Source organism: Spirillospora sp. CA-142024 (assembly GCF_050942325.1).
GTDB lineage: Bacteria > Actinomycetota > Actinomycetes > Streptosporangiales > Streptosporangiaceae > Spirillospora.
Map to the genome: position 1 here is coordinate 7,228,762 of NZ_CP192077.1, position 25,463 is coordinate 7,254,224.

The following is a 25,463-nucleotide window of genomic DNA, read 5'->3' on the forward strand; positions in this document are numbered from 1 at the left end:
CGGTGATCCGGTGACCAGCGCTCGGTGATCTTCCGGCTGCGGCAGGTAGTTCTGGATTTTTCCCGCCATCGGTGTCAACCGGGTGCGACCGTCGACCGTCTTCTTCTATGGAGGCCCGACGGGGAGCGGGGCCGTCGGGCCTCCAACCTGCTTTCCTCCCTGGCCCGTGACGGGGAAGAGCGCCCGGTCCGCGACCGGAGCCGGGAGAGCGCATCCGCTCCCCTTTCTTCGATTTTCAAGCCCGTCCCTGACGATGCGGACGAGGATTCCTAGCACAGCCCGCGGGAGGACCCTGTGTCCGGTTGGCCGAATTTCGATCGAGCCGATGACGAGCGCTTGGCGCGGTCGCTGGCGGCCGGCGATCCGAGCGCCCTCATCCAGGTCATGGATCATTACGCGGCCCGCCTGTACGACTACAGTCACGCGCTGCTCCGCGACCAGGACCAGGCCGCCGGCGCGCTGCACGACGCGCTTATCGCCGCCTACGCGCACGTGTCCGTGCTGCGCGAGCCCGACCGGTTCCGCGGATGGCTGTACGCGCTCGTCCGCAACGAGTCCATGCGGCGGCTGCGCGCCCCGGGCCGTCCTGCCGAGCGCCACGAGGCGCCCGAGGTCGAGGACGGTTTCCTCGACGACGCGGAACTGGCCCGGCGGCAGGAGGCGCGCCGGCTCGTCCACGGCGCCCTGTCCGGGCTGCGCGGGCGCGAACGCGAGGCGCTGGACCTCATGCTGCGGCACGGCCTGGACGCGAGCGAGGTCGGCGGCGTCCTCGGCATCGACGCGCAGGAGGCCACGAACCTGACCGGCGAGGCCCACGCCCGCCTGGACGAGGCGCTCGCCGCCGCCTACATCGCCCGCGCCGGACGCGACGACTGCCCCGACGTCGCCGCGATCGCCGACGACGGCGGCTGGCCGCTGCCGCCGCAGGTCGTCGGCAGGCTCGTCCGCCACATCGCGTCGTGCCCCGTCTGCGGCCCGCGCCGCGACCGGACCGTGTCCGCGGCGCGGCTCCTCCAGGTGCTGCCGGTCGCGATGATGCCGACCGACCTGCGCGGCCTCGTCATGGCGACCGCCACCGACCCCGCGCTCGCGGCCGACCTCGCCGCGATCGCGCACCGCGCCGAGCCGCTCGACCCGTGGGGCTGGCCCTCCATGGTCGACCGTGAGGCCGCGCACGACTCCTCCGGACGGCGCACCCCGCGCGGGCTCTGGGCCGCGCTGGCCGCCGCGGCGGCCGTCATCGTCGTCGTGGCGGGGGCGTACTTCGTCATGTCCGGCTCGTCCGGCGGACGGACGAGCGCGGACGGCCCCTCGGGCGGGGCGTCGGCGTCCGTCCTCGATCCGTCCTCCCCGGCCGAGTCCGAGAGCCCTTCCGACTCCCCCACGCCGACCGAGTCGGAGACGCCGACGCCCACCCCCACGACGAGCACACCGACGCCGACCCCGACACGGACGCGGACGCCGTCCCGCACGCCCCGGCCGACGGCGACCAGTTCACGCCCGAGAACCGGCAGGCTGTCGGTGAGCGGATCCTGTCAGCTGTCCCGTGGGGAGACTTGCTCGATTTCCGTGCGCGCCGTAGGCGGGACCGTCACCTGGTCCGCGTCCGGCCCCTCGCCGCTCGTCGTCAGCGGCGGCGGCACGCTGCCGAGCGGCGGAAGGAGCAGCGCGACGGTCAGCCTCTCCGCGAACTGCACCGAGTCCGGTTCCGGGGCCGTCACCTTCTCGCCCAACGGCAGCGCGCCGGTCTCGTGGACGTGCCGCGACAACGGCGGGCCCGGGGACAACGGCACCGGCTGAACTCAAACGTGATCCAGATCACTTTTGTTTGCGCAAGGGCCCTCCCACAAGGCGATTCGGCCACGGCGCGTGCCGTATTCGTCACGGAAATCTTCACATAGGGGAGAAATTCCAGCGACTTGGTGGCAAGATCAGGCAACCGGAGTCGGCCGACAGGCGTCGGGGCTCGACCGGGGGCACGTTCTTGAACACCGAAAAACTCGACTGGGAGGGTTCCCGTGGCCGGTGAGCCAGGTCCCGGGCAGAGCGACGACATCAGGCTGGCGGACTCGCTGCGGGCCGGGGACGTCATAGCGCTGACCGAGGTCTACGACACCTACGCGCCGTTCCTCTACGACTACTGCCACGGCCTGCTGCGCGACCGCGTCGAGGCGGCCGGGGCCCTGCGGAACGTCGTCATCGCCGCCCGTGAGCACGTGGACCGGCTCACCGAGCCGGCGCGGCTGCGCGGCTGGCTGTACGCGATCGCCCGCAAGGAGTGCATGCGGCGCCGCGACAGCCCGAACCGGCACACCGGGCAGGAGGCGCCCGAGGCCGACGACGAGCTGACCTCCGAGCAGCTCGCCCGCCGCGAGGAGCGCCGGCTGCTGGCGCACAGCGCGCTGGCCGCGCTCAACGGGCGGCAGCGCGAGGCGATCGACCTGTCGGTGCGGCACGAGCTGGACGAGGTGGACCTGGCCGGCATCTTCGGGATGCCGCTGGAGGAGACCCTCGCGCTGGTGGAGAAGGCCCGCGAGGACCTCGCCGCCGCGCTGCACGCGTCCCTCATCGCGCAGAACCACTGGAAGGACTGCCCCAGCGTCGCGGCGCTGACCGAGTCGTGGCCGCTGGACCCGCAGACGTCGGCGGCGCTCGTCCGGCACGTGGAGAACTGCCCGGTGTGCGGGGCGCGGGAGACGCCGCCGCTGCCGCCGGACCGGCTGCTGTCGGTGCTGCCGATCGCGGCGATCCCCGCCGACCTGCGGCTGGACGTGCTGACCGCCGCGACCGCCGAGGACCGGGCCGGCAACCGCCGCGCCATCGCCGCCTGGACCGAGCCGTTCGACGAGTACGGCTGGCCGCTCCCCTACCAGCAGACCGCGCCGCGGCGGAGTGACCGGGCGCCCCGCCGCCGCGGGCCGCTGCTGGCCGCCGTCGCCGTGGGCGTCGGCGTCCTGGTGCTGTTCGCCGGCGCGATGACCTGGCTGGGCGGCGGCGACGACGGCACGAACGCGGCCGCGACCGGGCCGGCGGCGCCCGGTACCAGCGGTTCGCCGGGGGACTCGGGCACGCCCGAGCCCGCCCCGACCGACCCGTCGCCCACGGTGACGTCGCCGTCCCCGACCGAGTCGAAGTCGCCGTCGGAGTCGCCGTCGCCGTCCAAGAGCCCGTCCGAGACGCCGTCGACCAAGTCACCGGCACCGCCGACGACCACCCGCGCGCCGCAGCCGCCGTCCCCCGGACGTCTGTCGGTCTCCGGCTGCAACATGGGCCGGAGCGACTCCTGCACCGTCACGATCAGGGCGATCGGCGGCCCGGTCAACTGGCAGGTCACCGGTACGTCCGGGCCCGTCCGGGCCGGAGGGTCAGGGCACCTCAGCGCCGGGCAGAGCAGTGGCGTGCGGGTGTCCCGCGCGAGCGGCTTCTGCCTGGGCCAGCAGACCGGCTCCGTCTCCGTCTCGCCCGGTGGATCCGCGTCCGTGTCCTACATCTGCTAGGCGGACCCGCCCGGAGGCTGATCCCGCTTCCCTACCAGAGGGAGCCGGCGTCGAGGGTGCGGTGTGCGCGCTCCAGCAGGAGCGGCACACCGCCGCCGATCTGGTCGAAGCCCTCGCCGACCGTCGCGTTCTGCAGGTAGCGGGCGTGGATGCCCTCCAGGATGACCGCGAGCTTGAAGCACGCGAACGCGACGTAGAAATCGAGGTCGGCGAGGTCGAAGCCGGTCAGCGCCGCGTACCGCTCGGTGAACTCCCGGCGGGTGAAGAAGCCGGGCGCCGAGGTGATGGTCGCGCCGACCGGGAGCTCCTGGTCGTCGGTGGCCTCGGCCCAGTAGACGAGCGTCAGCCCGAGGTCGGACAGCGGGTCGCCCAGCGTCGACATCTCCCAGTCGACGACCGCCGCGATCTCGGGACGCGGCTCCAGCCGGGCCAGCGCGTTGTCGAGCCGGAAGTCCCCGTGCACGAGGCGGGCCGGGGCGTCCGCGGGCAGCCGTTCGGCGAGGCGCGCGACGAGACGGTCGTACTCGGGCAGGTCGTGGGTGTTGCCGGTGGCCCGGATGGCCTGCTGTGAACCGTCCCACTGCTTGCCCCAGCGGTTGAGCTGCCGCTCCATGTAACCGCTCGGCCGGCCGAAGTCGCCCAGCCCGACCGCCTTCACGTCGACCGTGTGGATCGCGGCGAGCGCCGCCGCGAGCGCCTCGCTGAGTCCGCGCGCCTGCCCGGGGGTGATGTCCGCGGCGTCCTCGCGGGTCCGCAGGACGCGTCCCTCGACGAAGTCCATCAGGTAGAAGCGGGCGCCGATGACCTCCTCGTCGTCGCAGAACGCCAGGGTCCTCGGCACGGGCACCGACGTTCCGCCGCCGAGCGCCGACAGGACCCGGTATTCGCGTCCCATGTCGTGCGCCGTCGGCAGGACGTGCCCGAGCGGCGGCCTGCGCAGCACGACGCGGCGTCCGCCGTCCAGGGTGATCCAGTAGGTGAGGTTCGAACGCCCGCCCGCGATCAGGTCGATCGCGCCGATACGTCCCGATCCGGGCAGCTCACGGGCCAGCCAGGCCGCCAGCCGGGGGACGTCGATGCCGGGCACCCCGGCGGGAAGTTCTGCGTCAACGGTCATGACGCACTATTAGAACGCGGCTCGGTCCGGGCTGTGAACCCCGCCCCCCTACCACCCCGCGGCGGCGCCTTCCCGGCCACTTCCGGCCGACTTGGAGGCGAACCTCACCTTTTCTCCAGAATCGACGCTGACCTGCGCCGACATCGCGGCGTCCGATACCGGACGGGTGATTTCGTGAGAGTCTCAAAGGAAAATGGTGACGCAAGGTGGAATCCTCGGACACCGGGGGTACTCATCTGCACCGACACCCGAGCAGACTGGGTCCAACCAGGCACGGGTGCCGAGAGCCGTCATCCCGGCCCATGAGACGGCAGGCTGGACTTACGAGTCTCGCTGGGCTAAGAGAAGAGGACTAGACCATTCGGGGGCCTAGACCGCCCGATTGGGGGGGACACACCGTGGCAGACGCATGGCTGCCGGTAGCCGGCCGCATGCACGCACGACACGACGGTGGAGCGTTGCGGGGAGGTGCTCCCCGCGCGGTCTGGTGCGCCGGCGAGCACGACCCGCACAGCGTCTCCGCGCGCTCGGTGGCCGCCGACCTCCTCAAGGAGGACCGGCCGGCGCACCTCGTGTGGCACCCCGGTACCGGCCAGATCGTCCAACTGCTCCCGATCACCCGCGCGGCCCGGCTGCTCGGCGGGCGGGTCGGCCGGGAGGGACGCGTCTGCGCGCAGATCATGGTGATCGGCCAGTCCCGGTCACCGTTCACCGGATCGCCGCTCACCGGACTCGACGCGATCGTCCAGTGGCTGGACGCGTGGGGCGTCGCGCGCCGCTGGCCGGCCGGTCCGCCGCTGCCGTCGCCGCAGTCGTACCACGCGCACCGCAGCCGCAGGGACTGGGCGCGCGGCGGGCACTACGGAGCCTCCCAGGTGCCGCTGCTCGACCGTCCCGATCCCGGCGGCATCGACATCCGCCGCATCACCGGTCCCGACACCCCGGTCGCGCCCATCCCGAAGCCCCGCCTTCCGGCCGCTCCGGGCGGACCCCGGCTGCTGCCGCCGCGTCCGCTCGCTCCCGAGACCGTCCGCCCGCCGCAGAACGACCCCCCGCCCCCGGGACTCCCCGCGCCGCTGCACCCGGCCTCGGAGCCCGTGCCGGTCGGCCCGCCCGCGATGTCCAACTGACCGGCCCGGCCGGGAGACCGTCCCGGCTGGAGGCCGGCCTATGCCCGCGCCGGCGGCCCTTTCGCGCTGCGCGCTAACCGACCAGGCCCCGGACGATCTCGCAGCCCTTGCGGAGCTCGGCCAGGGTCGCGGCGGATCCGTAGCCGATCACCAGGCCGGAGGCGCGCACCGGCCCCATGTGGTGGCGGTCCAGCGTCTCGACCACGACCCCCCGTCCGGCCGCTTCGCCGACCACGCGGTCGGCCACGTGTTCCGGAACGTCCACCACGAGGTGCAGCCCGGCCGTGTCGCCGAGCAGGCGGAGCCCGCTCAGCGCCTGCACCACCACCTCGCGGCGGCGCGCGTACTCGCCGCGCATCCGGCGGACGTACCTGTCGAGATCACCGCGTTCCAGGAGCACCCTCAACGCGTCCTGCGGCACGATGGCGGTGCGGTCGTTCAGCTCCTCGCGGCGCAGCGCCACCTCCGCCACGAGGTCGGGCCGTCCCGCCAGCCAGCCGACGCCCATGTCCGCGGTGAGGATCTTGGCCGTGGTGCCCAGGTAGACGACCACGTCCGGGTCCAGGCCGTAGAGCGCCGGCAGGGGCGCGACGTCGTAGCGGAACTCGCCGTCGTAGTCGTCCTCGGCGATGAGCGCCCCGTTGCGCCTCGCCCACGCCAGCAGGGCCTGCCGGCGCGGAACGGGCAGGACGCCGCCCATCGGATACTGGTGCGACGGTGTCGTGTAGACGATGCGAAGGTCATCGGGAAGACCATCGACGATGAGGCCGTGCTCGTCGACAGGACAGGGAACCAGTTCGGCGCCACGTCCCCTGAGGACCGCGCGTGCTCTGCCATAGCCGGGTTCTTCGACGCCCACGCGGTCCCCCGGACGAAGCACGGTCGCGGCCAGGAGATCGATCCCGTTCGTCGCCCCACGCGTGACGAGGAGGCCGTCCAGAGGGCAGGTCACGCCACGGCTGCGTCTGATGTAGTCGGCGAGTGCTCGTCGCAGGCCCGGCAACCCGTGCGGGTCTTGACGTTGCTGCGGAGGCATCCCCGCCGCCAGCCGCCAGGCTCTGCGCCATGCGGGCGTGTCCAGCGCTCCGATCCACGCGATACCGGGCCTCAGGTCGATCTCGTGTGGGGCCGCCGTCCTTCTTATTGGCTTCGTCTTGGGCTTCTGTGGTCTGGGCGTGGGTGGGGCTGCGACGCCTTCGGTGACGTACGTGCCGGAGCCATGCCGGCCCTCTAGCCAGCCCTCCGCATAGAGCTGTTCATAGGCCCCCGTCACGACCGTCCTACTCACACCGAGCAGGACGGCCAGCGCCCTGCTGGACGGCAGCCGTTCCCCCGCGGCAAGCCGTCCCTCCCCCATGGCGACGCGCAATTGAGCGACGAGCTGCGCGCTCATCGGCTCCTTGTCGTCCCTCTCGATGGAGAGGGGCAGATCGATCGACAAAGTGGTCTCCGCCTATACGCATCAAGTGGCCATACCCGCCAGGCCACTCGTCTCCTAGCGTAAACGGACATGAACCCACTCTCCTCGACCGCACGCACACGCCTGGGCCGCTATCCGGAACGTTCCAGCGCCGACCGTTCCGTCCTCTACGAGATCCTGGACGACGGCATGATCTGCCACCTCGGCCTCACCGTGAACGGCTCGCCGCGCGTCATCCCCACCGGCTACGGGCGTCTCGGCGACACGCTCTACGTGCACGGCTCCAGCGGAGCGAGCAGCCTCATGGCCGGGCCGTCCCAAGACGTCTGCGTCACCGTCACCCATCTCGACGGGATCGTCATGGCCCGCTCCCTGTTCCACCATTCGATCAACTACCGCAGCGCCGTCGTCTTCGGCACACCCCGGCTCGTGGACGACCCGGACGAGAAGCTGACCGGCCTCCGCGTCGTCACCGAGCAACTGGCCCCCGGCCAGTGGGACGTGGCCCGCCTGCCGACCCGCAAGGAAATGGCCGGTGTCTCCGTCCTGGCCCTCTCTCTGGACGAGGCGTCCGTCAAGGTGCGGCAGGGCCCGCCCGGGGACGAGGAATCCGACTACGACCTGGACGTCTGGGCCGGTGTCCTCCCCGTCCGCCAGACGTTCGGCACGCCCGCCCCTGACCCGCTCCTCCGCCCCGGCATCCCCGTCCCCGGACATATCACCCGCCGCGTGACCTCCTAAATCGAACGCCCGCAATGCCCCGCGCAGTCGTTCATGGCCGTAGGGTGAATCCATGAACGAGCGGCTGGTCTGGATCGACTGCGAGATGACGGGACTCGACCTGCGCAACGACGCGCTCATCGAGATAGCCGCGCTGGTCACCGACAGCGAGCTCAACATCCTCGACGAGGGCGTCGACGTGGTGATCAAACCGCCGCCAGAGTCGGTGACCCAGATGACCCAGGTCGTCCGGGACATGCACACCACGTCCGGTCTCCTGGAGGCGCTCCCCGGCGGCGTCACCCTCGCCGAGGCCGAGGACATCGTCCTCAAGTACGTCCGGAGCCATGTGAAGGACGCCAAGAAGGCACCCCTCTGCGGCAACTCCATCGCGACCGACCGGTCGTTCCTCGCCCGCGACATGCCGGCCCTCGACGGCCACCTCCACTACCGGATGGTGGACGTCTCCTCCATCAAGGAGCTCGCCCGCCGCTGGTACCCGCGCGTCTACTTCGCCAGCCCGGAGAAGAAGGGCGGCCACCGCGCCCTCGCCGACATCACCGAGAGCATCCAGGAACTGCGCTACTACCGCGCCGCCGTCTTCGTCCCGCAGCCCGGCCCCGACTCCGACACCGCCCGCGGCATCGCCGCCGGCGTCACCTCCGGCTGACCCACCCCCCGGGAGCCGCTACACTACTTGGAGCCGGGATCGGTCCCGGCCACGGTGGGTGTAGCTCAGCTGGCAGAGCACTTGGTTGTGGTCCAAGATGTCGGGGGTTCAAGTCCCCTCACTCACCCCAGGCTAGAAACAGGAAAAGCCCTGGTCACCGCAAGGATGACCAGGGCTTCTCTGTGTCACGCGCCAGGCTCCCGCTCTCGGATAGGCAGCGGAGGGCCAAGACACGTGCGAGTCCGATAGGCAAGGGCAGACAGGTGGCCAGGTACGGTCCGCCGCAGGCTGATCACGCACCGCAGCCGATCGAGCAGGCAGCAGACCGACGTGTTTGTGCCCGAAGGCCGCCAGGTAGCGATCAGATGGCCATGTTGCTGACGCCGGCCACGTGGTCAGCTCGAGAACGCCCCGGCGGAGTACGGCGATCGCCGCACCCTGCCGGGACGCCGTTTCACTGCCGACTAGCGCACGCTACGGGCAGCAGATGAGCGAGAGAGGTTCAGTCCTCCCCGTCCTGCGGTGCGGGAGTCGAAGCCGGTCGTGACACGCCGTCCTCGGTGAACTCCCAGTCCGGGTGAGCCCCTTCGAGACGAGCCTGAACGGCCCTCCTGAGAACACGGTGTCGGACCGGGCCCGGAATCGGGACCCCGCCTTGAGTTCGGTTTCCCTGACGGTTTCCGCTCACTGTGAGCTCCTTCTGGTTTGCGGTCTCGGCGAGACCGGTTCAACCAAGATCGTTCGGAGCGAAACGGTCGGCGCCACCCCAGATGTCGAGGGTTCAAGACCCCTCACTCACCCCAGATCCGAGACCCCGGTCGTCAGGCCGGGGTCTCGGCTTCTTCACGGGCCCCGGCCGTCCGCCGTGTCCGATCGACTCTCGATGATCGTCCGGTTATGCTCCGTCCCTAAGAGATGTCAGCGACACGCCAAGGGCGACGGATGAGTGTCGACGAGACGGCCCCGCTGCGGGTGATCGTGGTGAACCGCGACCCGCGGGTCCGGGCGAGCGTGATCTCCCTGCTGGACGCCAGCGACGAGCTCCAGGTCGTCGCCGACACCCCCGACCCCTCCGCGGCCCTCCCCTTGGCCGAACGACTGCGGCCCGACATCGTCCTGCTGGACGCCGACGCCGCCGCCCACACCTCCCCGCTCAGCACGTCCTCCCGCGTCTTCATCCTCGCCGCGGACGACGCCCCCGGCGCCGAGGCGGCCCTCCGCTCCGGCGCCTGCGGCCACCTCGTCCCCGGCTCCTTCACCGCCCACGACCTCCTCCGCGGCGTCCGCCACGCGTCCCGCACCAGCCTCGGCCTGTCCGCCCGCGAATCGGAGGTCATGGACCTCATCGCCACGGGACGCTCCAACGGCGAGATCGCCCGCCAGCTCTTCCTCAGCGAGAAGACGGTCAAGAACCACGTCAACCGCATCTACGCCAAGCTCGGCGTGAGCTCCCGCGCCACCGCGATCGCCCTCTGGCGAGGCATGATGAGCGTCCTCCCCGTCCGCGACTAAACCGGTTCGCACTGGTCCACAGGTCCTGATACTGTTCTTCCTGTCGCGAGGGGCCCCGGCCACGGCCGAGACCCATACCGACACGCGCCGTTAGCTCAATTGGCAGAGCAGCGGACTCTTAATCCGCGGGTTCGGGGTTCAAGTCCCTGACGGCGCACCCCGCCCTGGCCAGTGACGACATCCTGTACGGGAGTCGTCGCCATCGTCATATGGGGCCGAACTGAGGCCAACCTGCGCCCGTCACTATGCGCGCATTTCGGGCGAGATGCTCTTGGCCGTTTCGAGAGTTCCTAGCGCCCGGTCGCGGACATGGTCATCTGGGCGTGGACTCGGTCAGACCGCCACGCCGAAGGTGTTCAGTTGTCCTTTCCGCATCGAAGGATCAGCGACAGGGAGCCGTAAAAGCTCTGGTCTTACTCCTGAACCCGCCCTGCTGGCCGAAGGCGGTGCGGCTCAGCGTCTTTGCGGACGCCCGATCTGACGGTTCGGATGAGCATTCGACTGGCCGGTCCGTACTCTCCGGTCGGCGCGGCGCTTGCGTCCGCGTCGCTTCTTGAACGTTGATGCGCGGCGGCGCGTGCGTCTCGTTCCCGGAACGAGGCGGCCGGCCTTCAGGACGTGGGCGGCGGTCTTCTCGGCCGCTTTGTGGGCGACCTCGGGGAAGGACGGAGGTGTAGGTGTCGGCGGTGAGCACGATGCTGGAATGGCCGAGCATCTCCTGCACCACCTTCAACTCCACTCCGGCAGCGAGGGCGAGGGTGGCAGCTCCGTGCCGGAGGTCGTGCAGCCGGATCGGCGGCAGCCCGTGCTCGGCGATGAGCTTGGTGAAGGTGCGCGTCAACCGGTCGGGGGCCATCGGGTCGCCGTTGAGGCAGGTGAAGACGTAGCCGCTGTCGCGGTAGCGCTTGTCGGCCTGGGTGCGCTCGTTGCGCTGGCGGTCTTTGTGGTCGCGGAGTGCGGCGACGGTGGTGCGGTCCAGAGCGATCACGCGGGCGCTGCGGGCGGTCTTGGGCGGGCACGCGGTGAGCTGCCCGTCGTACTGCTGGAGTTGCTGGGTGATGACCGCGACGCCTCCTTCCAGGTCGACGTCGCACCAGCGCAGCCCGGCAGCCTCGCCACGGCGCAGTCCGCGTAGTGCGATGAGGTGGTAGGCGGCGTAGAGGCGGTGGTCGCGTATCGCGTGCAGGAACTCGGCCGTCTGCGCCGCGGTCCACACGGCCACCGGCGGCCGCTCACCGGTCTTCTCCCAGTGCTCGACACGAGCCGAAGTCCACACCACCGCCCGCGGACGACGCGCACCCGGCAACTCCACCCGGGCCGCCGGATTGTCGATCAGCAGGCCCTGGCGGACGGCGGCGTTGAGCGAAGTCCGCAAGGTCGCACGGATCCGGTTCAGCGTCGCCGGCGACATCGGCTTGCCCAGCGCCTCGGTGTGGCGGGCGATCGCGGTGAACATCGCATGCACATGCGCCACCGATAGCTCGGTGAGGAGGAGCTTGCCCAGGTACGGGGTCAGGTAGAGACGGACGTGGCTGGTGTAGCCGCGCACGGTGGAGGAGGCGCGGTTGCGGGTCGCGATCCAGTGCGACAACCAGTCCCCCACCGTCAACACGCTCGAACTCGCGTCACCCGCGCTCGGTGTCCTCAACCGCGCCAGCGCCGCCTCGGCAGCCTTCCGGGACGCGAAGCCGCCACGGCGGATACGCCTGCGGCGGCCGCCCAGATCAGCGGGAAGCTCCAGCCGCGGATACCAGCTGCCATGCCGTCGACCTGGCAGGAGCTTTGGGCAGGAGCGGCCCCAGGGTTTGCCGGTGTCGGGGTGCAGGCAGCCGCATCGCCGGTACACCCCACCGGCACTTGTCGAAATCGTCACCGCCGACACCTACAACGAATCGAGCACGCAAAGGCGCTCAACACGATGAGGCGTCGGCTTCCTGCTGTGAATGGAACCCGGTGGGCTTCATACATCTAGGGCGTGTATCGAATGTCAGCCCCCGGCCCCGGTCACGCTGCTTTCGCGTCCTCACCCGGCCACGAATGGATGCAGCAGCGTGAGCAGGGCGCGCGGGCGGTGCAGCGGGATGATGTGGCCGCAGTCTTCGATGATGTGTCCGGTGAGATCGTCAGTGACCGGGCGGAGCTGGCATTCCAGCGCAGCACCGACAGGCCGGGCGCCCAACGCCATCGTCGGCACCGTCAGGCGGGCAGTGGCGACCGCCTGCTCGATCTGTACCGCGCTCTCGGGCAGCGCCCGGTAGTACGAGAACGCGCAGCTCAACGCCTGGCGGCCGGTGTATGCGCGGACGAAGGCGTCCCGAAGGGCGGGGCGCACCCCGTCGCCGAGCGTGCCGGCGCGCAGAAACCAGTCGACGTAGGCGGCCTCGTGGCCATCCAGCACGGTCTCGGCAAGGCCGGGCGCGGCGGAATGGAAGCCGAACCACCACGGCGGCCCGTCGGCGAGGAAGTCCTCGGCGCCGGGCAGCCTGCCCAGAAGGGACTCCATGACGACCAGGCGCCGGACGAGACCGGGGCGACGCAGGGCGAGGAGGAAGGCCGGCGGGGTACCCGCGTCGATGCCCACCACCGCGACCGAGGACACGCCGAGCGTGGTGAGGAGCGCCGCGGCGTCCTCGGCCAGGGTGCCCGCGTCGTACCCGGAGGCGGCCCGGCTGCTCGCGCCGAACCCGCGCAGGTCCGGCGCGATGACGCGGTAGCGGCCGGACAGGTCGGCCATGACGTCCGTCCACAGCTCCCAGGTGTGCGGGAAACCGTGCAGCAGCAGTACGGCCGGGCCCGATCCGACGAGAGCGACGTTCAGTTCGACACCGTTGACGGGGACGCGCCGCAGCTCGGGCGTGGAGAGGCTCCCGGTGTTTGGTGAGGACTAGTGACCAGGTCATGCTAGGGAACTATCCTGGTCCGTCCAAGACGGCACTTCCCCTTCAGGTGGTGAGCCCTGAGTGACCACATCGAGGCCCGGCGAACCCGGCCGGCGGCCCGGTGAGCGGGGTGATCTGCTGGATCCGCGCTGCCCGACCCGCCAGTTGCTCGACCGTATCGGCACCAAGTGGACGTCGATGGCGGTCAAGGTGCTGGCCGAGGAGGCTCCGGACGAGCTCCGTTTCGCGGAACTGCGGCGCCGTATTCCTGGCATCTCACAGAAGATGCTGTCCGTCACCTGCAGAGCCTGGTCCGCGACGGCCTGGTCGCGCGCCGCGTGGAACCCACCGTGCCGCCCGCCGTCCACTACCGGCTCACCGAGCTCGGCCTGTCCCTCGAAAGACCGCTCTCCGCCCTGCGGGTCTGGGCCAGACACACATGCCGGAGATCGACCGCAGCAACCAGCTCGCCGACGAGTCACCCCCCAACTAGGGCGTGGATCGAATGTGCTGGTCACAGCCACTCGTTGAGGGCCGCGACAAGAACGGTCGCCTCGTAGCGGACCGCCAACTTGTCATACCGGTGGCTGCGGCCCGGTGTCTTTTGAGGCGGTTAATACCGCACTCGACCGCGTGCCGCTCGCGGTAGTCAATCGGGTCGAACTTCGGCGGGCCGACCGCCAAGCAAGCCACGTGTCTTGCGGTTGCAGGCCTGGTCGGCCTTGTCCGGGACGGTGCAGCGGATGCCACGCCGCCGCAGGTAGGCCCGGTTCTTGCGAGAGGCGTACGCCTTGTCCGCGCGAACCCGCCGCGGCCGAGTGCGGGGCCTGCCCGTCCCCAGCCGGCGAACCCGGACGCGGCCAAGGACGACCTCGAACTGCGGGGAGTCCCCTCGCTGCCCCGCGGTAGTGACGATCGACATGGGCTTTTGCCGCCGCTCGACGGCCAGGTGCAGCTTGGTGGTCAGGCCACCGCGCGAGCGTCCGAGGCCATGGTCGGCCGGCTCGGTGGCGATGCCGGCGGGCGGCTCCTTCTGCAGATCCCCCCTTTCGCGCCCCGGCAGCTTGCTGGTGGGCACGGACGATGGTGGAGTCGACATTGAGGTCCCAGGCGATCAGGTCCTTCGCGTCGGCCCGGGCCTGCAGTTCAGTGAAGATCTGCTGCCAGGCGCACGGCGCGCGGCGCCCGACTCAGGGTGACTGTGGGCGCCGTGTCGCAGGCCGTCGAAGAGGAGGGCGGTGATCTGACGGGCCTCGACCAACCAGCCCTCCGTGGCGCGCATTCCGCAGATGCCGCCCAGGGCGCGCAACAGGGTGGAGCCTGTGACGTCGTCGCGGACGGTGCCGGCCGCGCTGCCGGCTTCGAGCAGCAGGGAGAGGGCGTTGGCCATACGGGTGCGTGCGTCGTCGAAGACCGGTGAGTCCGTCGCCATGATGCTTTCCAGCACACTGGACATCCCCTTGCCCACCGCCGCGTGGTCCACGAGCAGCAGCAGGAAGCGCCGCAGCGCCTCCTCCGGGGCGTGTTGGTCCAGCAGGACGCCGGGCGCGGCGCACAGGTCGTCGACCTCTTTGCGGTAGACCTCCTCGATCAGCGCTTCGCGGGTTTCGAAGTAGCGGTAGAGCGTTCCGACGGCGACGCCGGCGCTGCGGGCGATGTCCTCGATGTGCGCGTCGGTGTCGCCGCCCACCTGAAACACATGGCCGAGAAGCAGGGCATCACCACCGAAGAGGTCACCCAGCAGATCGTGGACCACCTGAACGTTCCCATGGGCCGCCCCGGCGACCCCGAGGACGTCGCCGAGATGATCGCCTTCCTCGCCTCCGGCCGCGCGAAATGGCTCACCGGAGCACGGTTCCGTGTCGACGGCGGCATCATCCCGACCGTCTGAGCAACCACCGACAGCACGAACAGGACACCCCCCATGCCCATCACCCTGACCGCCGTGATCATCGACGCCGCCGACTCGAGAAGGAGAGCTCCTTCTGGCACCGGCTGCTCGGCGGCTCCCTCACCCCCACGCCGACCCACCACTTCGTTCACGCCCCCCGGCCTCCCGATGATCGACGTCCAGCCCGCCCCCGGACGCACCGCCCCGAACTGGCCGGACGGCACCTCCTAGCAGATGCACCTCGACTTCGGCGTCGACGACCTCGCAACCGCCGACTGCACGACCACCGACGCCGGCGCCACCCGACTGCGGCCCACCGACGAGATCACCCCGGAAACCCGCACCGGTAGCCGCGTCTACGCCAGCCCGGCCGGACACCCTTCTGCCTGCGCTCGACCTGAGCCGGCCGCCGTCCACCGAGCCGCGCCTGTCGTCAAACGAGATCGTTTTACGACAGGTGATCAGCTACGCCGTCCGGCAACTTGCCGTCATCCCCGAACCGGGCGCGCCTCAAGCTGACCTCGCTGCCTACGAACCGGGCGCTGCTGAAGTCGACCGTGCTGCTCTCGAACTGGGCGGGGACCGGTCGGCGAGGGCTCGGCGCCCTCGCTTCGCATTATCGGTATGGCGGCCAGGCGGGCGAGGCGCCCGCACTCGCCGGGCTGTGCCCGTCCTCCGGGACGCGGGGGCCGGGGGCTCTAGAATCGGTCGCCGACTCATCGCACAGACTTGAGCAGGAGGGTCTTCCTGGTCGGGACGTGGCGGGTGTGAGAATCAGGGGGTTGTGGGGGGAGCCTCACCAGCCGCTCAGACCGCCCGCGCGCTGCCTCGTCGAGCACGACCGGGACCGCCGACAACGCACGAGTCATCTCACCCATGACAGGTGATCATGCGTGTGAACGACCACGCCCGCACCCACTGGCCTCAGCTGGCCGGGGTGACGGTCCGCTACCGGGCCGGATTCGCCTACGTTGTCGGCGAGTTGAAGGACGGCGAGGTGCTGTCACTGTGCCGTCTGCACTTCACCCGCGTCCTGCACACCTGGGGCTTCGCCCTCTACCTCGCCAGCCGTGACGGTAACCAAGACAACATCCTACCCAGCGGTCTGCCGGCAGGCTCGCCCGAAGAGGCCCTGGACTGCGCTTGTGGCCTCTACCTGGGCAACCCCGGCACCCACTCACTGTGACCGAGCACCGAGTTGGCGGAGCTCGGCGACAGCTGGCGAGCGCCATGCCCGCCGCTGCACGAGCGGCATCACCATGCCCGGGCAGCGTGAGATCAACATCCTGTCACCGCTCACCTGGAGGATTCCATGCCGCTGCCCGTCTCGCCGGTGCGGCTGACCGGCCGTGATCTCGTACTGCGAGAGTGGGAGAGCGCGGACCTTTCGGCCATGGTCTCGCTGTTCGACGAGCCTGATATCGCCGACCGCACCCCGCTCCGCTCGCCCTTCGACCTGGACGCGGCACGCGAGTACCTGGAGATGATCGACCGGACCCGAGCCGAAGGACAACGACTCCACCTCGCGATCACGACCGACGGCCGCAAACCCCTCGGCGAAGTGCTGCTCAACCTCTCCCGAGGCACGATGGGCTACGCCGTCGGCACCGCCCACCGTGGACAACGCCTGGCCCTGCGTGCCGCGCAACTCCTGACCGACTACGCCCACCAGGTCTTGGAACTGCCCCGTGTGCTGCTGGAAATCGAGGATGACAACGTCCCCAGCATTGCCGTCGCACGGGCCTTGGGTTTCCACCCCACCAACGACGAGCCGGAACAAGTGCAGGAGAAAGGCCGGGCCTTCTCCCTGCACGCCTGGGCTCATTACGCCCCCTGAGCACACCATTCACCACCAGAAGCGCTGGCGCGTCGGCTGGAGCGCGCAGCACAGTCACCCCTCCACAAACCTCTGCGGAGCAGCACTAGTTCCCCGAGCCGCCGGGCCGCCTCGAAGCCGAGTCCCTTGTTGGCCCCGGTGATCAGCACGGAGGTCTGGTTCGAGTTCGTCGTGGTCATGTTGTTCTCCTGCTGAGTGGCTGATTTGAGTTACTGGTCGAATAGGAGCTGCCGGCGGCCCGGTGCCTGTGGTTTCGCGGCCGAGGGTGCTCGCCGGGGCCGGGCGGGTCGTGCTCAGGCGGCGAGGTGTCCCCCGGCGATGAAGGCCGCTAGCACGAGGTAGACCGAATTCAGCATCACGAGCTTGGATTGGCCGAGGCGGCCGTGGGTGACCATCGCGCCGACCATCAGCAGGATCCAGCAGAGTGCGGTCACCGGCACCATGACCGGTGCGATGTCCAGCGCGGCGGGCAGGATGAGGCCCGCGGCGGCCAGGAGCTCAAGGACTCCCAGGGACTTGACGAACCCGACGCTGGCATTCTGCGTCCACTCGCCGCCGTGTTGCGCGGCCAGTTTCTCCTTGGGGACGAACGTCTTGGTGATACCGCCGACCAGGGCGATCGCGGCCAGCAGTCCGGCAGCGATCCATAGCGCGACGTTCATGAGCTCCTCCTACTTGCTGATTGACTGGTCGAATGTCGTCGTCGTTCAGGGGCGGGCGATGTCAAGGGCGTGGGCGACCGTTCGGGGAGCCCGGCAGCGGGGTGGAGTCCAGGTACCTGACCTCGTAGACCCGTTCGCTGAACTTCCAGCCGTCGGGGGTCCGCTGGTAGCGGTCGTGGTACAGGGCGTAGTTCAGATGCGAGCCGCCGTCGCGCATCCGGCCGAACTCCTGGATGTATGCGCGGCCGGCGGCGGTGTCGCCGTCGAGCCGGATGACGCCCGGGTGGACGTTCTGCACGAAGAACTCCCACAGCCCCTGCCCCCACTCGATCCCCGCGCGGATCTCCTCCCGGCCGACGAACTCCTTGTCGATGTGCGGCCACCGCATCGCGCCCTCGGGGGTGAACAGCGATGCGACGCGGTCGTAGTCGCGCATCATCACCGCGTCGGTGATCTCTCCGCACAGCGTCTCGATCTCGACGCGATCGGCGATCGCCTGCATGTCGCTCATCGGTCTCCCCGCCCTGTCGATGGTCCCGTCAGGTGTCTGCCGCCTCTCGGGTGGTGACATGTCCAGCATCAGGGCAGGTCAGCGGCGGAACAATGTAAGGTTCGTGGGGGGATCCATAACGCAGGGGTTATTCATGGAGCTACGGGACATTGAGATCTTCCTGACGCTCGCCGAAGAACTGCACTTCGGCCGCACCGCCGAACGGCTGCACGTGTCCCAGGCCCGCGTCAGCCAGGCCATCAGCAAGCAGGAACGGCGACTCGGCGTGGCCCTGTTCGACCGCACCAGCCGACGCGTGGCCCTGACGCCCGTCGGCCGACGTCTCCGCGAAGACCTGCAACAGGCCCTCGACCTTCTCCACGAAGGACTCGCCCGCGCCGAGGCGGCCGGGCTGGGTGCGGGTCAGACCCTACGGCTGGGCGTCTTCGGTCATGCCGGACACGAACTACGCCCCCTCATCGACGCGCTCCGAACCCGCCACCCCGGCATCGACGTCCAGTTCAACGAAGTCAACGGCAGCGACCCGTTCACCGCTCTGCGCACCGGAGACTGCGACGTGAACGTGCTGTGGCTGCCCGTCGCCGAGCCCGACCTCACCGTCGGCCCCACCGTGCTCACCGGAGGCCGTGTTCTGGCCGTGTCGGCAGACCACCCGCTCGCCGAGCGCGGCACGGCGTCCTTGGAAGACCTCGCCGACAACCACGTCGTCGACCTCGGCCCCAACGCCCCCGAGTACTGGGTCGCGTCCATGGTCCCCACAAGTACGCCGAGCGGCCGCCGCATCCCCCGCGGCCCCGTCGCGCGGACCTTCCACGAGATCCTGTCCCTGGTCGCCAGCGGACACTGCGTGCATCCGCTGGGGGAGATCGCCGCCCGCTACAACAATCCCCCCGGCATCGTCTTCCTGCCCGTCCAGGACGCCCCCACCCTCCAATGGGCCCTGACCTGGCGTACCACGGACGACAGCCCCACCATCCGAGCACTGGCCCAGACCGCCGCCGAACTCGGCCCCATCTCGCTGTGACGGCGACCACCACCGACCTGGCGGCCACCCGTGCCTGGGTGAACACGCCCGTCCAGACGATCCCCATCGCCCGCGCGGACGAGGTGGCCGGAAAGATCGCGGCGGTGGATCTGCGGGCCGGGTCACTGCTGTCACCCAGCCAGCCGACCACCACCCTCACCCCAGCCCAGGGCAGCAGATCGTGGCTGTCGGGCTGAAGGCCTCTCAGCTGCCGGTCGGCGCCCTGCGCCCAGGAGACCACGTCCCGATCGTGCCCACAGCCGGCAGCACACGGCCCCGTCAAGACCTGGCCGATCAGGCTGTGGGTGCTGTGGGAACACCTTGGCCACCTGATGGAGATCGCTCAGACCGAGTCCTTCGGACGATTCCTTACCGAGCGGCTGGGCCAGGGCCTCGACCACGACCGGCTGCGGAACTCGGCACCCGGTTGAAGACCTTCCCATGGCGGCTCCGGAAGGACGGCCCCTACAACGGTGCAATTCGACAAGTCGACGGCGCTCAGGCCGGTCCTGGCCGACCTCAGCGGTGCTCTCTCGTCTCTGGTGAACCTGCTGGCCACGACGGCCGCCGAGGTCGCCGGCGCAGAGCGGGACATCGCCTCGGTCGCGCCCTACGAGGTGGGGCTTCTGTGGGAGAGCCTCACCGAACTCCACGAGGTCGTGCAGAGCCACTCCTTCAGGAGGTTCACGAGGTCGGTCGACTTCGGCGTTTGAGAGGCGTTCTGACGTCCGCATCCAGGGACGCGGCCACCGCCGCGCCCCTACCTTCACCACTCGCTCCGACGTTTACGGTGGCGGATCCGGTAGACCGTCTTCCCAGTCACAAGGACCATGACGGCCGGCATGTGCGGCCGTGCCGCAACTGCGGATTCAAGGGCCCGAACTCTTCGACGCGAACATCCCACCCCTCGGCCGACGCCACGCTCGTCTGGACCGCTGTGCTGTTCGCTTCGGCCGCACGGGTCGCTGCGACCCACGGACCGAGAACCTTGCGAGTTCGCCTGCTGCGCGGTTCGCCGTGAGACGGTCGCGGTATCGGGGTGGACCGGCTTGGTGCAGACTCCACGATCATGGACCTTGACGAACTGCTGTGCTGCCTGGCCGAAGCCGATTCGGGACGGCTGCGCCCCGAACTCTGCGGCGGGCGCTACGCCGCGGTCATGTACGACCCGGAGGGGGATCAGGAGGAAGCCGGTGAGGAGGACGAGGACCTGGCCGGTGTCCGTGTGCTCGGCGAGGCCTCCTCCGTGTACGGGGCCCTTGATCTGCTGGTGCACGCGGCCGCAGGTCCCTTCGACACCGGCGTGATCGAGGACCTCCTGGCCGAGCACGCCGATGCGGAGGACGACTTTCCCGTGCTGGGCGAGATCCAGGCGCGGGAACGGCGGATATTCGCGCTGATCGCGCTCAGCCGCATCGCGCTCATGGACGTGCTGACCGAGGACCATTGGAATGATCCCTACCTGGGTGCCGCTCCTCGGCACTTTGCGGCGGCCGGCTTCGTGTTTCTGACCAGGGCCTCTTCGCCACATCAAGATGAGGCATACGCCGTCCTGGAACTCCGTCCGACCGGTGCGCTCTCACCCGCCGACCGCTCCCTGCTGGAGGCGAACGATCCGGCGGCCGTCCAAGCCGCCCTCGCCGGCGGCGCGAGCGTCAACGCGCTCGATGACCGCGGCATGTCCCCGCTGCACCATGCGGTCGCGCGGCGCCGCCCGGACGTTGTGGCGGCACTGCTCGCCGCCGGGGCCGACCCGGCTCTGCAGGCCGCGGGCGGCAACGCCCCGCACTTCGCCGCCCTCGGCAGCGGCCGGACCGTCGAGCCCATCGCCGACCGCATCGAACACGACGGCCACTGGCGAATCCTCCGCATGCTGGTCGAAGCGGGAGCGCCGGTGAACGCGCCCAACCGGCGCGCCACGCGTCTGCTGGACCTGGCGATCAGGACCCGCCCCTACCCGCAGGAGGCGATCCGCATTCTGACCGAGCACGGCGCCCACACCATGCACTACGCGGAACACCGCCTCGCCACGCTCTTGCGGGACCTGCCCTATGAGTCAAGGGAGGACTTGGAGATCCGGGTGAACGAAGTGAGATTCCGGCTCGAGTCCGGCGCGAGCACCCAAGGCGCCCTGCACGCCTTGTTCGACCGCTACGGGTACTACGAGCACGAGGTGGATAGCGACATCCTCCTCGCCCTGGTGGAGGAGATCCTGCACCACGGCGGCCACGACACCCCCGACTGGAAAGGCCGTACCGCCCTGGATCTGGCCGAGTACTGGCTCGCCAAAGGCGAGCATCCCAACTACCAACCGGTCGTCGAGCGCCTCCGCACCTTCCACTCCCAACACACCGCCGCCGGCCCCGACGAGATCACGGCCGCCTTCCGCGCCGAACTGGCCAACGGCATCGGCACTCCCGCCAGGCCTCGCCCCTGACCCCGATCACCAGCCGGGCGCGGTCGTGGCGTCTGACCGACGGGGCTGCCGTGACTTGACCGGCGGGCGGTTTCATCCACCACGATCCGACCCCGACTATGGGGCCAAGAGGAACCTCGACGCCACCGTGACGGCGCTGTGTGGATGGGCATCCGCACCGACCACGAGATCCGGAAGAGTGCTGGCGGCTGCTGGTGCTGCAAGCCGTCCGTACCCGCCGTCTGATCCATGACCTGCGACGGTATGCCGCCCCGCTCCTGCGGGGCGGCGCAAAGTCGCCGCCGACTGCTTGAAGCCCGCTCAATGTCCGGGGACGTCAGCGGATTTCGGCGAGCCATTCCTCGAACGTGGGGCCGGCGAGGGTGGCGTGCGCGCTGGGCAGCAGCGCACCGTCGGCGTACAGTCCGGCGTCGGGGTCGTCGGGGTTGACGACCTCCTGAATCTGCACCTGCAGGCCGCGCCGGGCGGCGACCAGCCGGGCGGCGCCGGCCATGGTCTCCTCGCGCGGACCGGCGACTTCCGGGAACGGCGCCGTCGCCGAAGCCGTCGGCGCGGGGCCGGCGGCCATGGCGACCAGTTCGGCGGCGACGGTCCGCGCCGCGACCAGTTGGGTGCGCATCTTCGGCAGGTAGGCCACCTCGCCCTGGGTGCCCCACTGCAGGTAGAGCTCAACGAACTCGTTGAACTGCGCGGCGCGCAGGATCCGCACCGGTAGCGGCCCCGCAAGGGCCGCCTCCTCGTGTGCCAGCTTCGCCGCGTTGTAACCGGCTTTCGCGCCGTCGATCCCGATGATCGAAACGACCAGCATCCAGTGCACGCCGGCTCGCTGCCCGGCCTGGTGCAGGTTGCGGGCGGCCGAGGTGAAGAACGTCGTCGCCTCATCCTGGTCGGGCGACGGTGTGCTGGCCACGTCGATGATGACGTCCACTCCACGCAGCGCTTCCGCCAGCCCCTCACCGGTCACCACGTCGACGCCGGTCGAACGCGACATCGATACGACCTGATGCCCCTCGGCCCGCAGCAGCTCGACCACGTGCCGACCGACCCGACCGGTCGCACCGACCACCGCGAACTTCTTGGTCTCACCCATGAATACCGCCCTCTCAAGGTTCTTCCTCGCTGGCCTGTCACCGCACTGACGCGGCCCGGGCCACGAATGTGACAAGCACCCAGGCATTTCCCGAAAGTGCAGCGGTCCATCGAAAAACCTCGTCGGGCCAGGCGGCCTGGACCTCGGTGAACGTCAGCCGCGATCCCGTTCAACGCCCCGACAGGGGCACTTCCCCACAATGGTCTGGATGGTTTCGACCACTTCGTCGGCCTTCATGCAGAGCGTTGCACCGCCGGTGAGCGCCAGGCTCAGCGACACCGCAGCCCAGCCGACCGCGGGCCGCCACCGCGGACTCCGGGCCCTCGGCTCGGCCGCGGTGACGCAACCACCGAACGCGATGCGCTGCCTGACGGCCGCCCAGGACGCCGCCTCGTCATCGTCCAGCCCGCACCCCAGGACGAAGGCGACCAGCACATCGGGTGACTTTGGCGGTGTCGGCGGGGTCGACCAGGCGCTGCCATCGTCCTGACGGTCCTTGCCTGCGCGGACACCGACCCTGCCGTGCGCCAGCGCCAGGGCAGGCGGCGAGGCCGCGGGCGGTGTCCTCAGGGTTGGGGTCCCGGTTCGAGGTGTCCGTTCCTCGAACTGGTGGCGAGAACGCCGTCGTCGTCTCCGTCTTGCCGGTATGCCGACGCCTGCAGTTCGTACAGCTCGGCGTACAGCCCGCCTTGGGCCACGAGTTCGCGGTGGGTGCCGTGCTCGGTGACGCGGCCGGCGCCGGCCACTCCGGCCAGGGCGGCTGCGGCGATCTAGCCGACCTCGGCGGCGCGAACCAGGGTCGGCGCGCCGCCGGTGTAGATCTCCAGCTCTGGCCCGCCGCCCGGCAGGTCCGGGGCCAGGTGCCACTCCCACGGCTCGCCGATCGCGGCGGGCGCACCGTAGTCCCGCTTTCCCAGCTCCAGGCCGAGCGCGTACTTGGAGTCGATCCGGCAGCGGACCGCCTCGGCCGCCTGCCGGTCGGACAGATTGTGCAGGAATTACAGGACACTGACGGTGGCCAGCTGCGCAGGCGAGATACCCGCGCGCCCGTCACGCGGATACCAGGCGACGAAATCCTCATCGCTCCACAACCCGTCGAGGCGGTCACGGACCCACATTGCGGCGGCCCCCTTCGGATTGCTGGCGCGGGCCACCCGCGCGGTCAGCTCTGGGATCTCGACACCAGACCGGGGACGAACCGACACGTGACCACCTCGGGGGACATGAGAGTCATCATGAACCCGCGGTAGTTTGTCGGTCACTCATCGACCACCCCGTGAGACGCGCCGACGAGCCCCGAGATTCCCGACAGGGTCGCTCACTTGATCCAGAATTATCGGTGGGCAAGTTCCGGCCACTCCCGAACCCGGAATGGCCGACCGCCGTCTAGTAGACATGTCCCACCGATGCGGGATTTCATTTCGCAGGCGATCGAGCCCAGTGATCGAAAATGATCTGAGGAATCTCCATGTCCGGACGCACACGTATCTTTGCCGCCTCCACCGCCCTGGCGACCGGCCTGGTCGCGGGGTGCGACACAGGGTCGCAGTGCACCGTGGCCACGATCGCCGAAGCCTATGAGATCTATTCGCCGATCGTGTTTACTGTCCTTCCCGAGGTCCTGCCGAAGACGGTCCCCGGCCTGGCGGTCAATCTCGGCGTGTTCACCGTGGACACCCTCGCCAAGTACCTTATTGAACACAAGGTGAAGCCCAACAGGACCTGGCTCCTGATCGAGCAGGCCATTCAGGGGCAGCGGAAGACGACGGTGTTCGAGATCGGGACGGGCCGGGAACTCAAGGTCACCATGAACGTAAACGGGCAAGAGCTCCAGCGATTCGCCTTCTACGTGAAGGAGCGCCAGTTCAAGGTGGTCATTCCGGAGAACTCCATGACGCGGGTCTCGGTCACCGACACCTCGGCTGGCGACGGGGTCGCGCGACACGGAAAGGTGGACCAGAACCTGCACGGCACGCGCGACCTGGAGACGGCCAAGGTGTTCCGGCACGAGCTGGGCCAGGCCGATCCGCCCGAGGCCCGCGCGGGCGATATCCGGGCGAAGTCGTTCACTGGGTCGATGGACCTGGTGAACGGGGCCCAGGCCGCGCGGTTCACAGGGAAGGGTCGGCCGACCATCGCGGCCTGCCGGTCAATGCCAGGCGCGGCATGGTCGAACAAGTTCCAGGACTACGGCTCAAAAGACAAGTACCTCGTCTGGTGCATCAAGACCGGCTCGGGCCACTACGGCATGGCCACACCCGACACCAGCGACGGCAAGGGGGTCTTCTACCTGCTGTGGGTGCAACCTGGTCTTCCCGCACCGTCCGTCGCCCCCACGCCCAAGAAGGACGTCAAGATCTGCTGACCCCGCCCGCCGGCCCTCGGGCCGCCCTCGCGCTGTCCGCGCTCGTCATCGCGATAACCGCGCTGCACAACATCGCCGACACAGGCACGGTCCACCTCGCGCCCTGAATGACACAACGGAACGCAACCGCGTCGACCGGTGCCCGCACACCCGACCGGATGTCTTTCGTCGACCGCCTCAACGCCCGGCCTGCCGATGACTCTGACGTATCCGCGGATGAGGGATGGGATGGTTTCGGACATGGCCGCTACCCGCCGGAGCACATGACTCGACACGCATGGTGACAGGGTCATGGTTCGATACGGGCCACGCGGGCGGCCATGTTCGCTCGTCGTTCGCTCCGCGTCCCCGGTACGGGACGACACGCCGCGGCACCCGGCGGCACGGGAATCGGGCTAGACGTGCACAGGGCGGTATGGACTGACACTGAGAGCACTGATCTGACATGAGAGCAGCGGAGTCTTAATCTGCGGGTTCGGGGTTCAAGCCCCTGACGGCGCACCCCGCCTGATCAGCATATTCTCGGTTGCCTTGAGAGTGTTTCCGGCCAAATCGAACCGGCCTGAGCCTCATGTTCGCTCGTCGCCCCAGACCCGGAACGATCATGTTTCCGAACCCACGGGACGCCAATCACGCTGAGTGATACCCGGAATGATTTCTTGGGCTCCGGACGGGTTCCGGGGGCCATCAAGCGCCGCTGA

Annotated in this window: 27 protein-coding genes, 2 tRNA genes and 1 pseudogene; 18 read left to right on the forward strand and 12 right to left on the reverse strand. The window is 69.7% G+C overall.

The window, feature by feature from the left end:
• Positions 1–336 precede the first annotated feature (336 nt).
• Positions 337–1,800: an RNA polymerase sigma factor gene (locus ACQPZP_RS34105; protein WP_433473804.1), complete on the forward strand. Its 1,464-nt coding sequence runs from the start codon at positions 337–339 to the stop codon at positions 1,798–1,800.
• A 218-nt stretch (positions 1,801–2,018) separates the two neighbouring features.
• The gene (locus tag ACQPZP_RS34110) at positions 2,019–3,497 is read left to right on the forward strand and encodes an RNA polymerase sigma factor (protein WP_433473805.1); all 1,479 of its coding nucleotides are present in this window, start codon (positions 2,019–2,021) and stop codon (positions 3,495–3,497) included.
• Positions 3,498–3,528: 31 nt separating this feature from the next.
• Here the strand turns inward: ACQPZP_RS34110 and ACQPZP_RS34115 are convergent, their stop codons facing one another.
• On the reverse strand, positions 3,529–4,614 hold the full coding sequence (locus ACQPZP_RS34115) for a phosphotransferase family protein (RefSeq protein WP_433473806.1): 1,086 nt from the start codon (positions 4,612–4,614) through the stop codon (positions 3,529–3,531).
• A gap of 458 nt (positions 4,615–5,072) precedes the next feature.
• Between ACQPZP_RS34115 and ACQPZP_RS34120 the strand changes: the two genes are divergently transcribed.
• The gene (locus ACQPZP_RS34120) at positions 5,073–5,744 is read left to right on the forward strand and encodes a hypothetical protein (protein WP_433473807.1); all 672 of its coding nucleotides are present in this window, start codon (positions 5,073–5,075) and stop codon (positions 5,742–5,744) included.
• Between the two features lie 73 nt (positions 5,745–5,817).
• Here the strand turns inward: ACQPZP_RS34120 and ACQPZP_RS34125 are convergent, their stop codons facing one another.
• On the reverse strand, positions 5,818–7,185 hold the full coding sequence (locus ACQPZP_RS34125; RefSeq protein ID WP_433473808.1) for a PLP-dependent aminotransferase family protein: 1,368 nt from the start codon (positions 7,183–7,185) through the stop codon (positions 5,818–5,820).
• 69 nt (positions 7,186–7,254) lie between these two features.
• Between ACQPZP_RS34125 and ACQPZP_RS34130 the strand changes: the two genes are divergently transcribed.
• The 5 genes from ACQPZP_RS34130 to ACQPZP_RS34150 all read left to right on the forward strand — a co-directional run bounded on the left by ACQPZP_RS34130 (position 7,255) and on the right by ACQPZP_RS34150 (position 10,223).
• Positions 7,255–7,905 carry a pyridoxamine 5'-phosphate oxidase family protein gene (locus tag ACQPZP_RS34130; RefSeq protein ID WP_433473809.1) on the forward strand — a complete coding sequence of 217 codons (651 nt, stop codon included), beginning with the start codon at positions 7,255–7,257 and terminating at the stop codon, positions 7,903–7,905.
• A gap of 52 nt (positions 7,906–7,957) precedes the next feature.
• A complete protein-coding gene (gene orn, locus ACQPZP_RS34135) occupies positions 7,958–8,554 on the forward strand; it encodes an oligoribonuclease (RefSeq protein ID WP_433473810.1) in 597 nt (198 codons plus the stop codon).
• A 54-nt stretch (positions 8,555–8,608) separates the two neighbouring features.
• Positions 8,609–8,684 (forward strand) — tRNA-His (locus tag ACQPZP_RS34140).
• An 812-nt stretch (positions 8,685–9,496) separates the two neighbouring features.
• Positions 9,497–10,066 carry a response regulator transcription factor gene (locus ACQPZP_RS34145; protein WP_433473811.1) on the forward strand — a complete coding sequence of 190 codons (570 nt, stop codon included), beginning with the start codon at positions 9,497–9,499 and terminating at the stop codon, positions 10,064–10,066.
• An 84-nt stretch (positions 10,067–10,150) separates the two neighbouring features.
• Positions 10,151–10,223: transfer RNA gene (locus ACQPZP_RS34150), tRNA-Lys, on the forward strand.
• Between the two features lie 225 nt (positions 10,224–10,448).
• Here the strand turns inward: ACQPZP_RS34150 and ACQPZP_RS34155 are convergent.
• Together ACQPZP_RS34155 and ACQPZP_RS34160 are read right to left on the reverse strand one after the other, a co-directional pair.
• The gene (locus ACQPZP_RS34155) at positions 10,449–11,939 is read right to left on the reverse strand and encodes a tyrosine-type recombinase/integrase (RefSeq protein ID WP_433473812.1); all 1,491 of its coding nucleotides are present in this window, start codon (positions 11,937–11,939) and stop codon (positions 10,449–10,451) included.
• 150 nt (positions 11,940–12,089) lie between these two features.
• A complete protein-coding gene (locus ACQPZP_RS34160; protein WP_433479721.1) occupies positions 12,090–12,914 on the reverse strand; it encodes an alpha/beta fold hydrolase in 825 nt (274 codons plus the stop codon).
• Between the two features lie 112 nt (positions 12,915–13,026).
• Here ACQPZP_RS34160 and ACQPZP_RS34165 point away from each other — a divergent pair.
• Positions 13,027–13,505, forward strand: a pseudogene (locus tag ACQPZP_RS34165) (winged helix-turn-helix transcriptional regulator).
• An 89-nt stretch (positions 13,506–13,594) separates the two neighbouring features.
• Here the strand turns inward: ACQPZP_RS34165 and ACQPZP_RS34170 are convergent.
• Positions 13,595–14,023 carry a transposase gene (locus tag ACQPZP_RS34170; RefSeq protein ID WP_433473813.1) on the reverse strand — a complete coding sequence of 143 codons (429 nt, stop codon included), beginning with the start codon at positions 14,021–14,023 and terminating at the stop codon, positions 13,595–13,597.
• Between the two features lie 36 nt (positions 14,024–14,059).
• Positions 14,060–14,635 carry a TetR/AcrR family transcriptional regulator gene (locus tag ACQPZP_RS34175; protein ID WP_433473814.1) on the reverse strand — a complete coding sequence of 192 codons (576 nt, stop codon included), beginning with the start codon at positions 14,633–14,635 and terminating at the stop codon, positions 14,060–14,062.
• A 9-nt stretch (positions 14,636–14,644) separates the two neighbouring features.
• Here ACQPZP_RS34175 and ACQPZP_RS34180 point away from each other — a divergent pair, with 9 nt between their 5' ends.
• The 4 genes from ACQPZP_RS34180 (at position 14,645) to ACQPZP_RS34195 (ending at position 16,673) form a co-directional block, all read left to right on the forward strand.
• On the forward strand, positions 14,645–14,836 hold the full coding sequence (locus tag ACQPZP_RS34180) for an SDR family oxidoreductase (RefSeq protein ID WP_433473815.1): 192 nt from the start codon (positions 14,645–14,647) through the stop codon (positions 14,834–14,836).
• A gap of 234 nt (positions 14,837–15,070) precedes the next feature.
• Positions 15,071–15,355, forward strand: a complete 285-nt coding sequence (locus tag ACQPZP_RS34185) for a hypothetical protein (protein WP_433473816.1) — start codon at positions 15,071–15,073, stop codon at positions 15,353–15,355.
• A gap of 370 nt (positions 15,356–15,725) precedes the next feature.
• Positions 15,726–16,022: a hypothetical protein gene (locus ACQPZP_RS34190; protein WP_433473817.1), complete on the forward strand. Its 297-nt coding sequence runs from the start codon at positions 15,726–15,728 to the stop codon at positions 16,020–16,022.
• A gap of 126 nt (positions 16,023–16,148) precedes the next feature.
• Positions 16,149–16,673: a GNAT family N-acetyltransferase gene (locus tag ACQPZP_RS34195; protein ID WP_433473818.1), complete on the forward strand. Its 525-nt coding sequence runs from the start codon at positions 16,149–16,151 to the stop codon at positions 16,671–16,673.
• A 293-nt stretch (positions 16,674–16,966) separates the two neighbouring features.
• On the opposite strand, the gene ACQPZP_RS34200 is transcribed toward ACQPZP_RS34195, so the two are convergent.
• Entirely contained in the window at positions 16,967–17,335 is a 369-nt protein-coding gene (locus ACQPZP_RS34200; RefSeq protein ID WP_433473819.1) for a DoxX family protein, read from the reverse strand.
• A gap of 61 nt (positions 17,336–17,396) precedes the next feature.
• Positions 17,397–17,846 carry a nuclear transport factor 2 family protein gene (locus ACQPZP_RS34205; protein WP_433473820.1) on the reverse strand — a complete coding sequence of 150 codons (450 nt, stop codon included), beginning with the start codon at positions 17,844–17,846 and terminating at the stop codon, positions 17,397–17,399.
• 133 nt (positions 17,847–17,979) lie between these two features.
• Between ACQPZP_RS34205 and ACQPZP_RS34210 the strand changes: the two genes are divergently transcribed.
• The 4 genes from ACQPZP_RS34210 (at position 17,980) to ACQPZP_RS34225 (ending at position 21,307) form a co-directional block, all read left to right on the forward strand.
• Positions 17,980–18,870: a LysR family transcriptional regulator gene (locus tag ACQPZP_RS34210; RefSeq protein WP_433473821.1), complete on the forward strand. Its 891-nt coding sequence runs from the start codon at positions 17,980–17,982 to the stop codon at positions 18,868–18,870.
• Positions 18,867–19,067 (forward strand): hypothetical protein, encoded by a 201-nt coding sequence (locus ACQPZP_RS34215; protein ID WP_433473822.1) that lies wholly within the window; start codon positions 18,867–18,869, stop codon positions 19,065–19,067. The genes ACQPZP_RS34210 and ACQPZP_RS34215 overlap by 4 nt, the downstream gene beginning before the upstream one ends.
• Before the next feature lie 276 nt (positions 19,068–19,343).
• Complete coding sequence (locus ACQPZP_RS34220) at positions 19,344–19,583, forward strand: hypothetical protein (RefSeq protein WP_433473823.1); 240 nt, start codon at positions 19,344–19,346, stop codon at positions 19,581–19,583.
• A 356-nt stretch (positions 19,584–19,939) separates the two neighbouring features.
• Positions 19,940–21,307 carry an ankyrin repeat domain-containing protein gene (locus ACQPZP_RS34225; protein ID WP_433473824.1) on the forward strand — a complete coding sequence of 456 codons (1,368 nt, stop codon included), beginning with the start codon at positions 19,940–19,942 and terminating at the stop codon, positions 21,305–21,307.
• A 316-nt stretch (positions 21,308–21,623) separates the two neighbouring features.
• On the opposite strand, the gene ACQPZP_RS34230 is transcribed toward ACQPZP_RS34225, so the two are convergent.
• The 4 genes from ACQPZP_RS34230 to ACQPZP_RS34245 form a co-directional block, all read right to left on the reverse strand.
• Positions 21,624–22,397 carry an SDR family oxidoreductase gene (locus tag ACQPZP_RS34230; RefSeq protein ID WP_433473825.1) on the reverse strand — a complete coding sequence of 258 codons (774 nt, stop codon included), beginning with the start codon at positions 22,395–22,397 and terminating at the stop codon, positions 21,624–21,626.
• A 153-nt stretch (positions 22,398–22,550) separates the two neighbouring features.
• A complete protein-coding gene (locus ACQPZP_RS34235; protein ID WP_433473826.1) occupies positions 22,551–22,832 on the reverse strand; it encodes a hypothetical protein in 282 nt (93 codons plus the stop codon).
• Between the two features lie 131 nt (positions 22,833–22,963).
• Positions 22,964–23,143, reverse strand: a complete 180-nt coding sequence (locus ACQPZP_RS34240) for a hypothetical protein (RefSeq protein WP_433473827.1) — start codon at positions 23,141–23,143, stop codon at positions 22,964–22,966.
• Positions 23,144–23,395: 252 nt separating this feature from the next.
• Positions 23,396–23,602 carry a hypothetical protein gene (locus ACQPZP_RS34245; RefSeq protein ID WP_433473828.1) on the reverse strand — a complete coding sequence of 69 codons (207 nt, stop codon included), beginning with the start codon at positions 23,600–23,602 and terminating at the stop codon, positions 23,396–23,398.
• Between the two features lie 263 nt (positions 23,603–23,865).
• Between ACQPZP_RS34245 and ACQPZP_RS34250 the strand changes: the two genes are divergently transcribed.
• Positions 23,866–24,762, forward strand: coding sequence for a hypothetical protein (locus ACQPZP_RS34250; protein WP_433473829.1), 897 nt, complete (start codon positions 23,866–23,868; stop codon positions 24,760–24,762).
• The last annotated feature ends 701 nt before the right edge of the window (positions 24,763–25,463 follow it).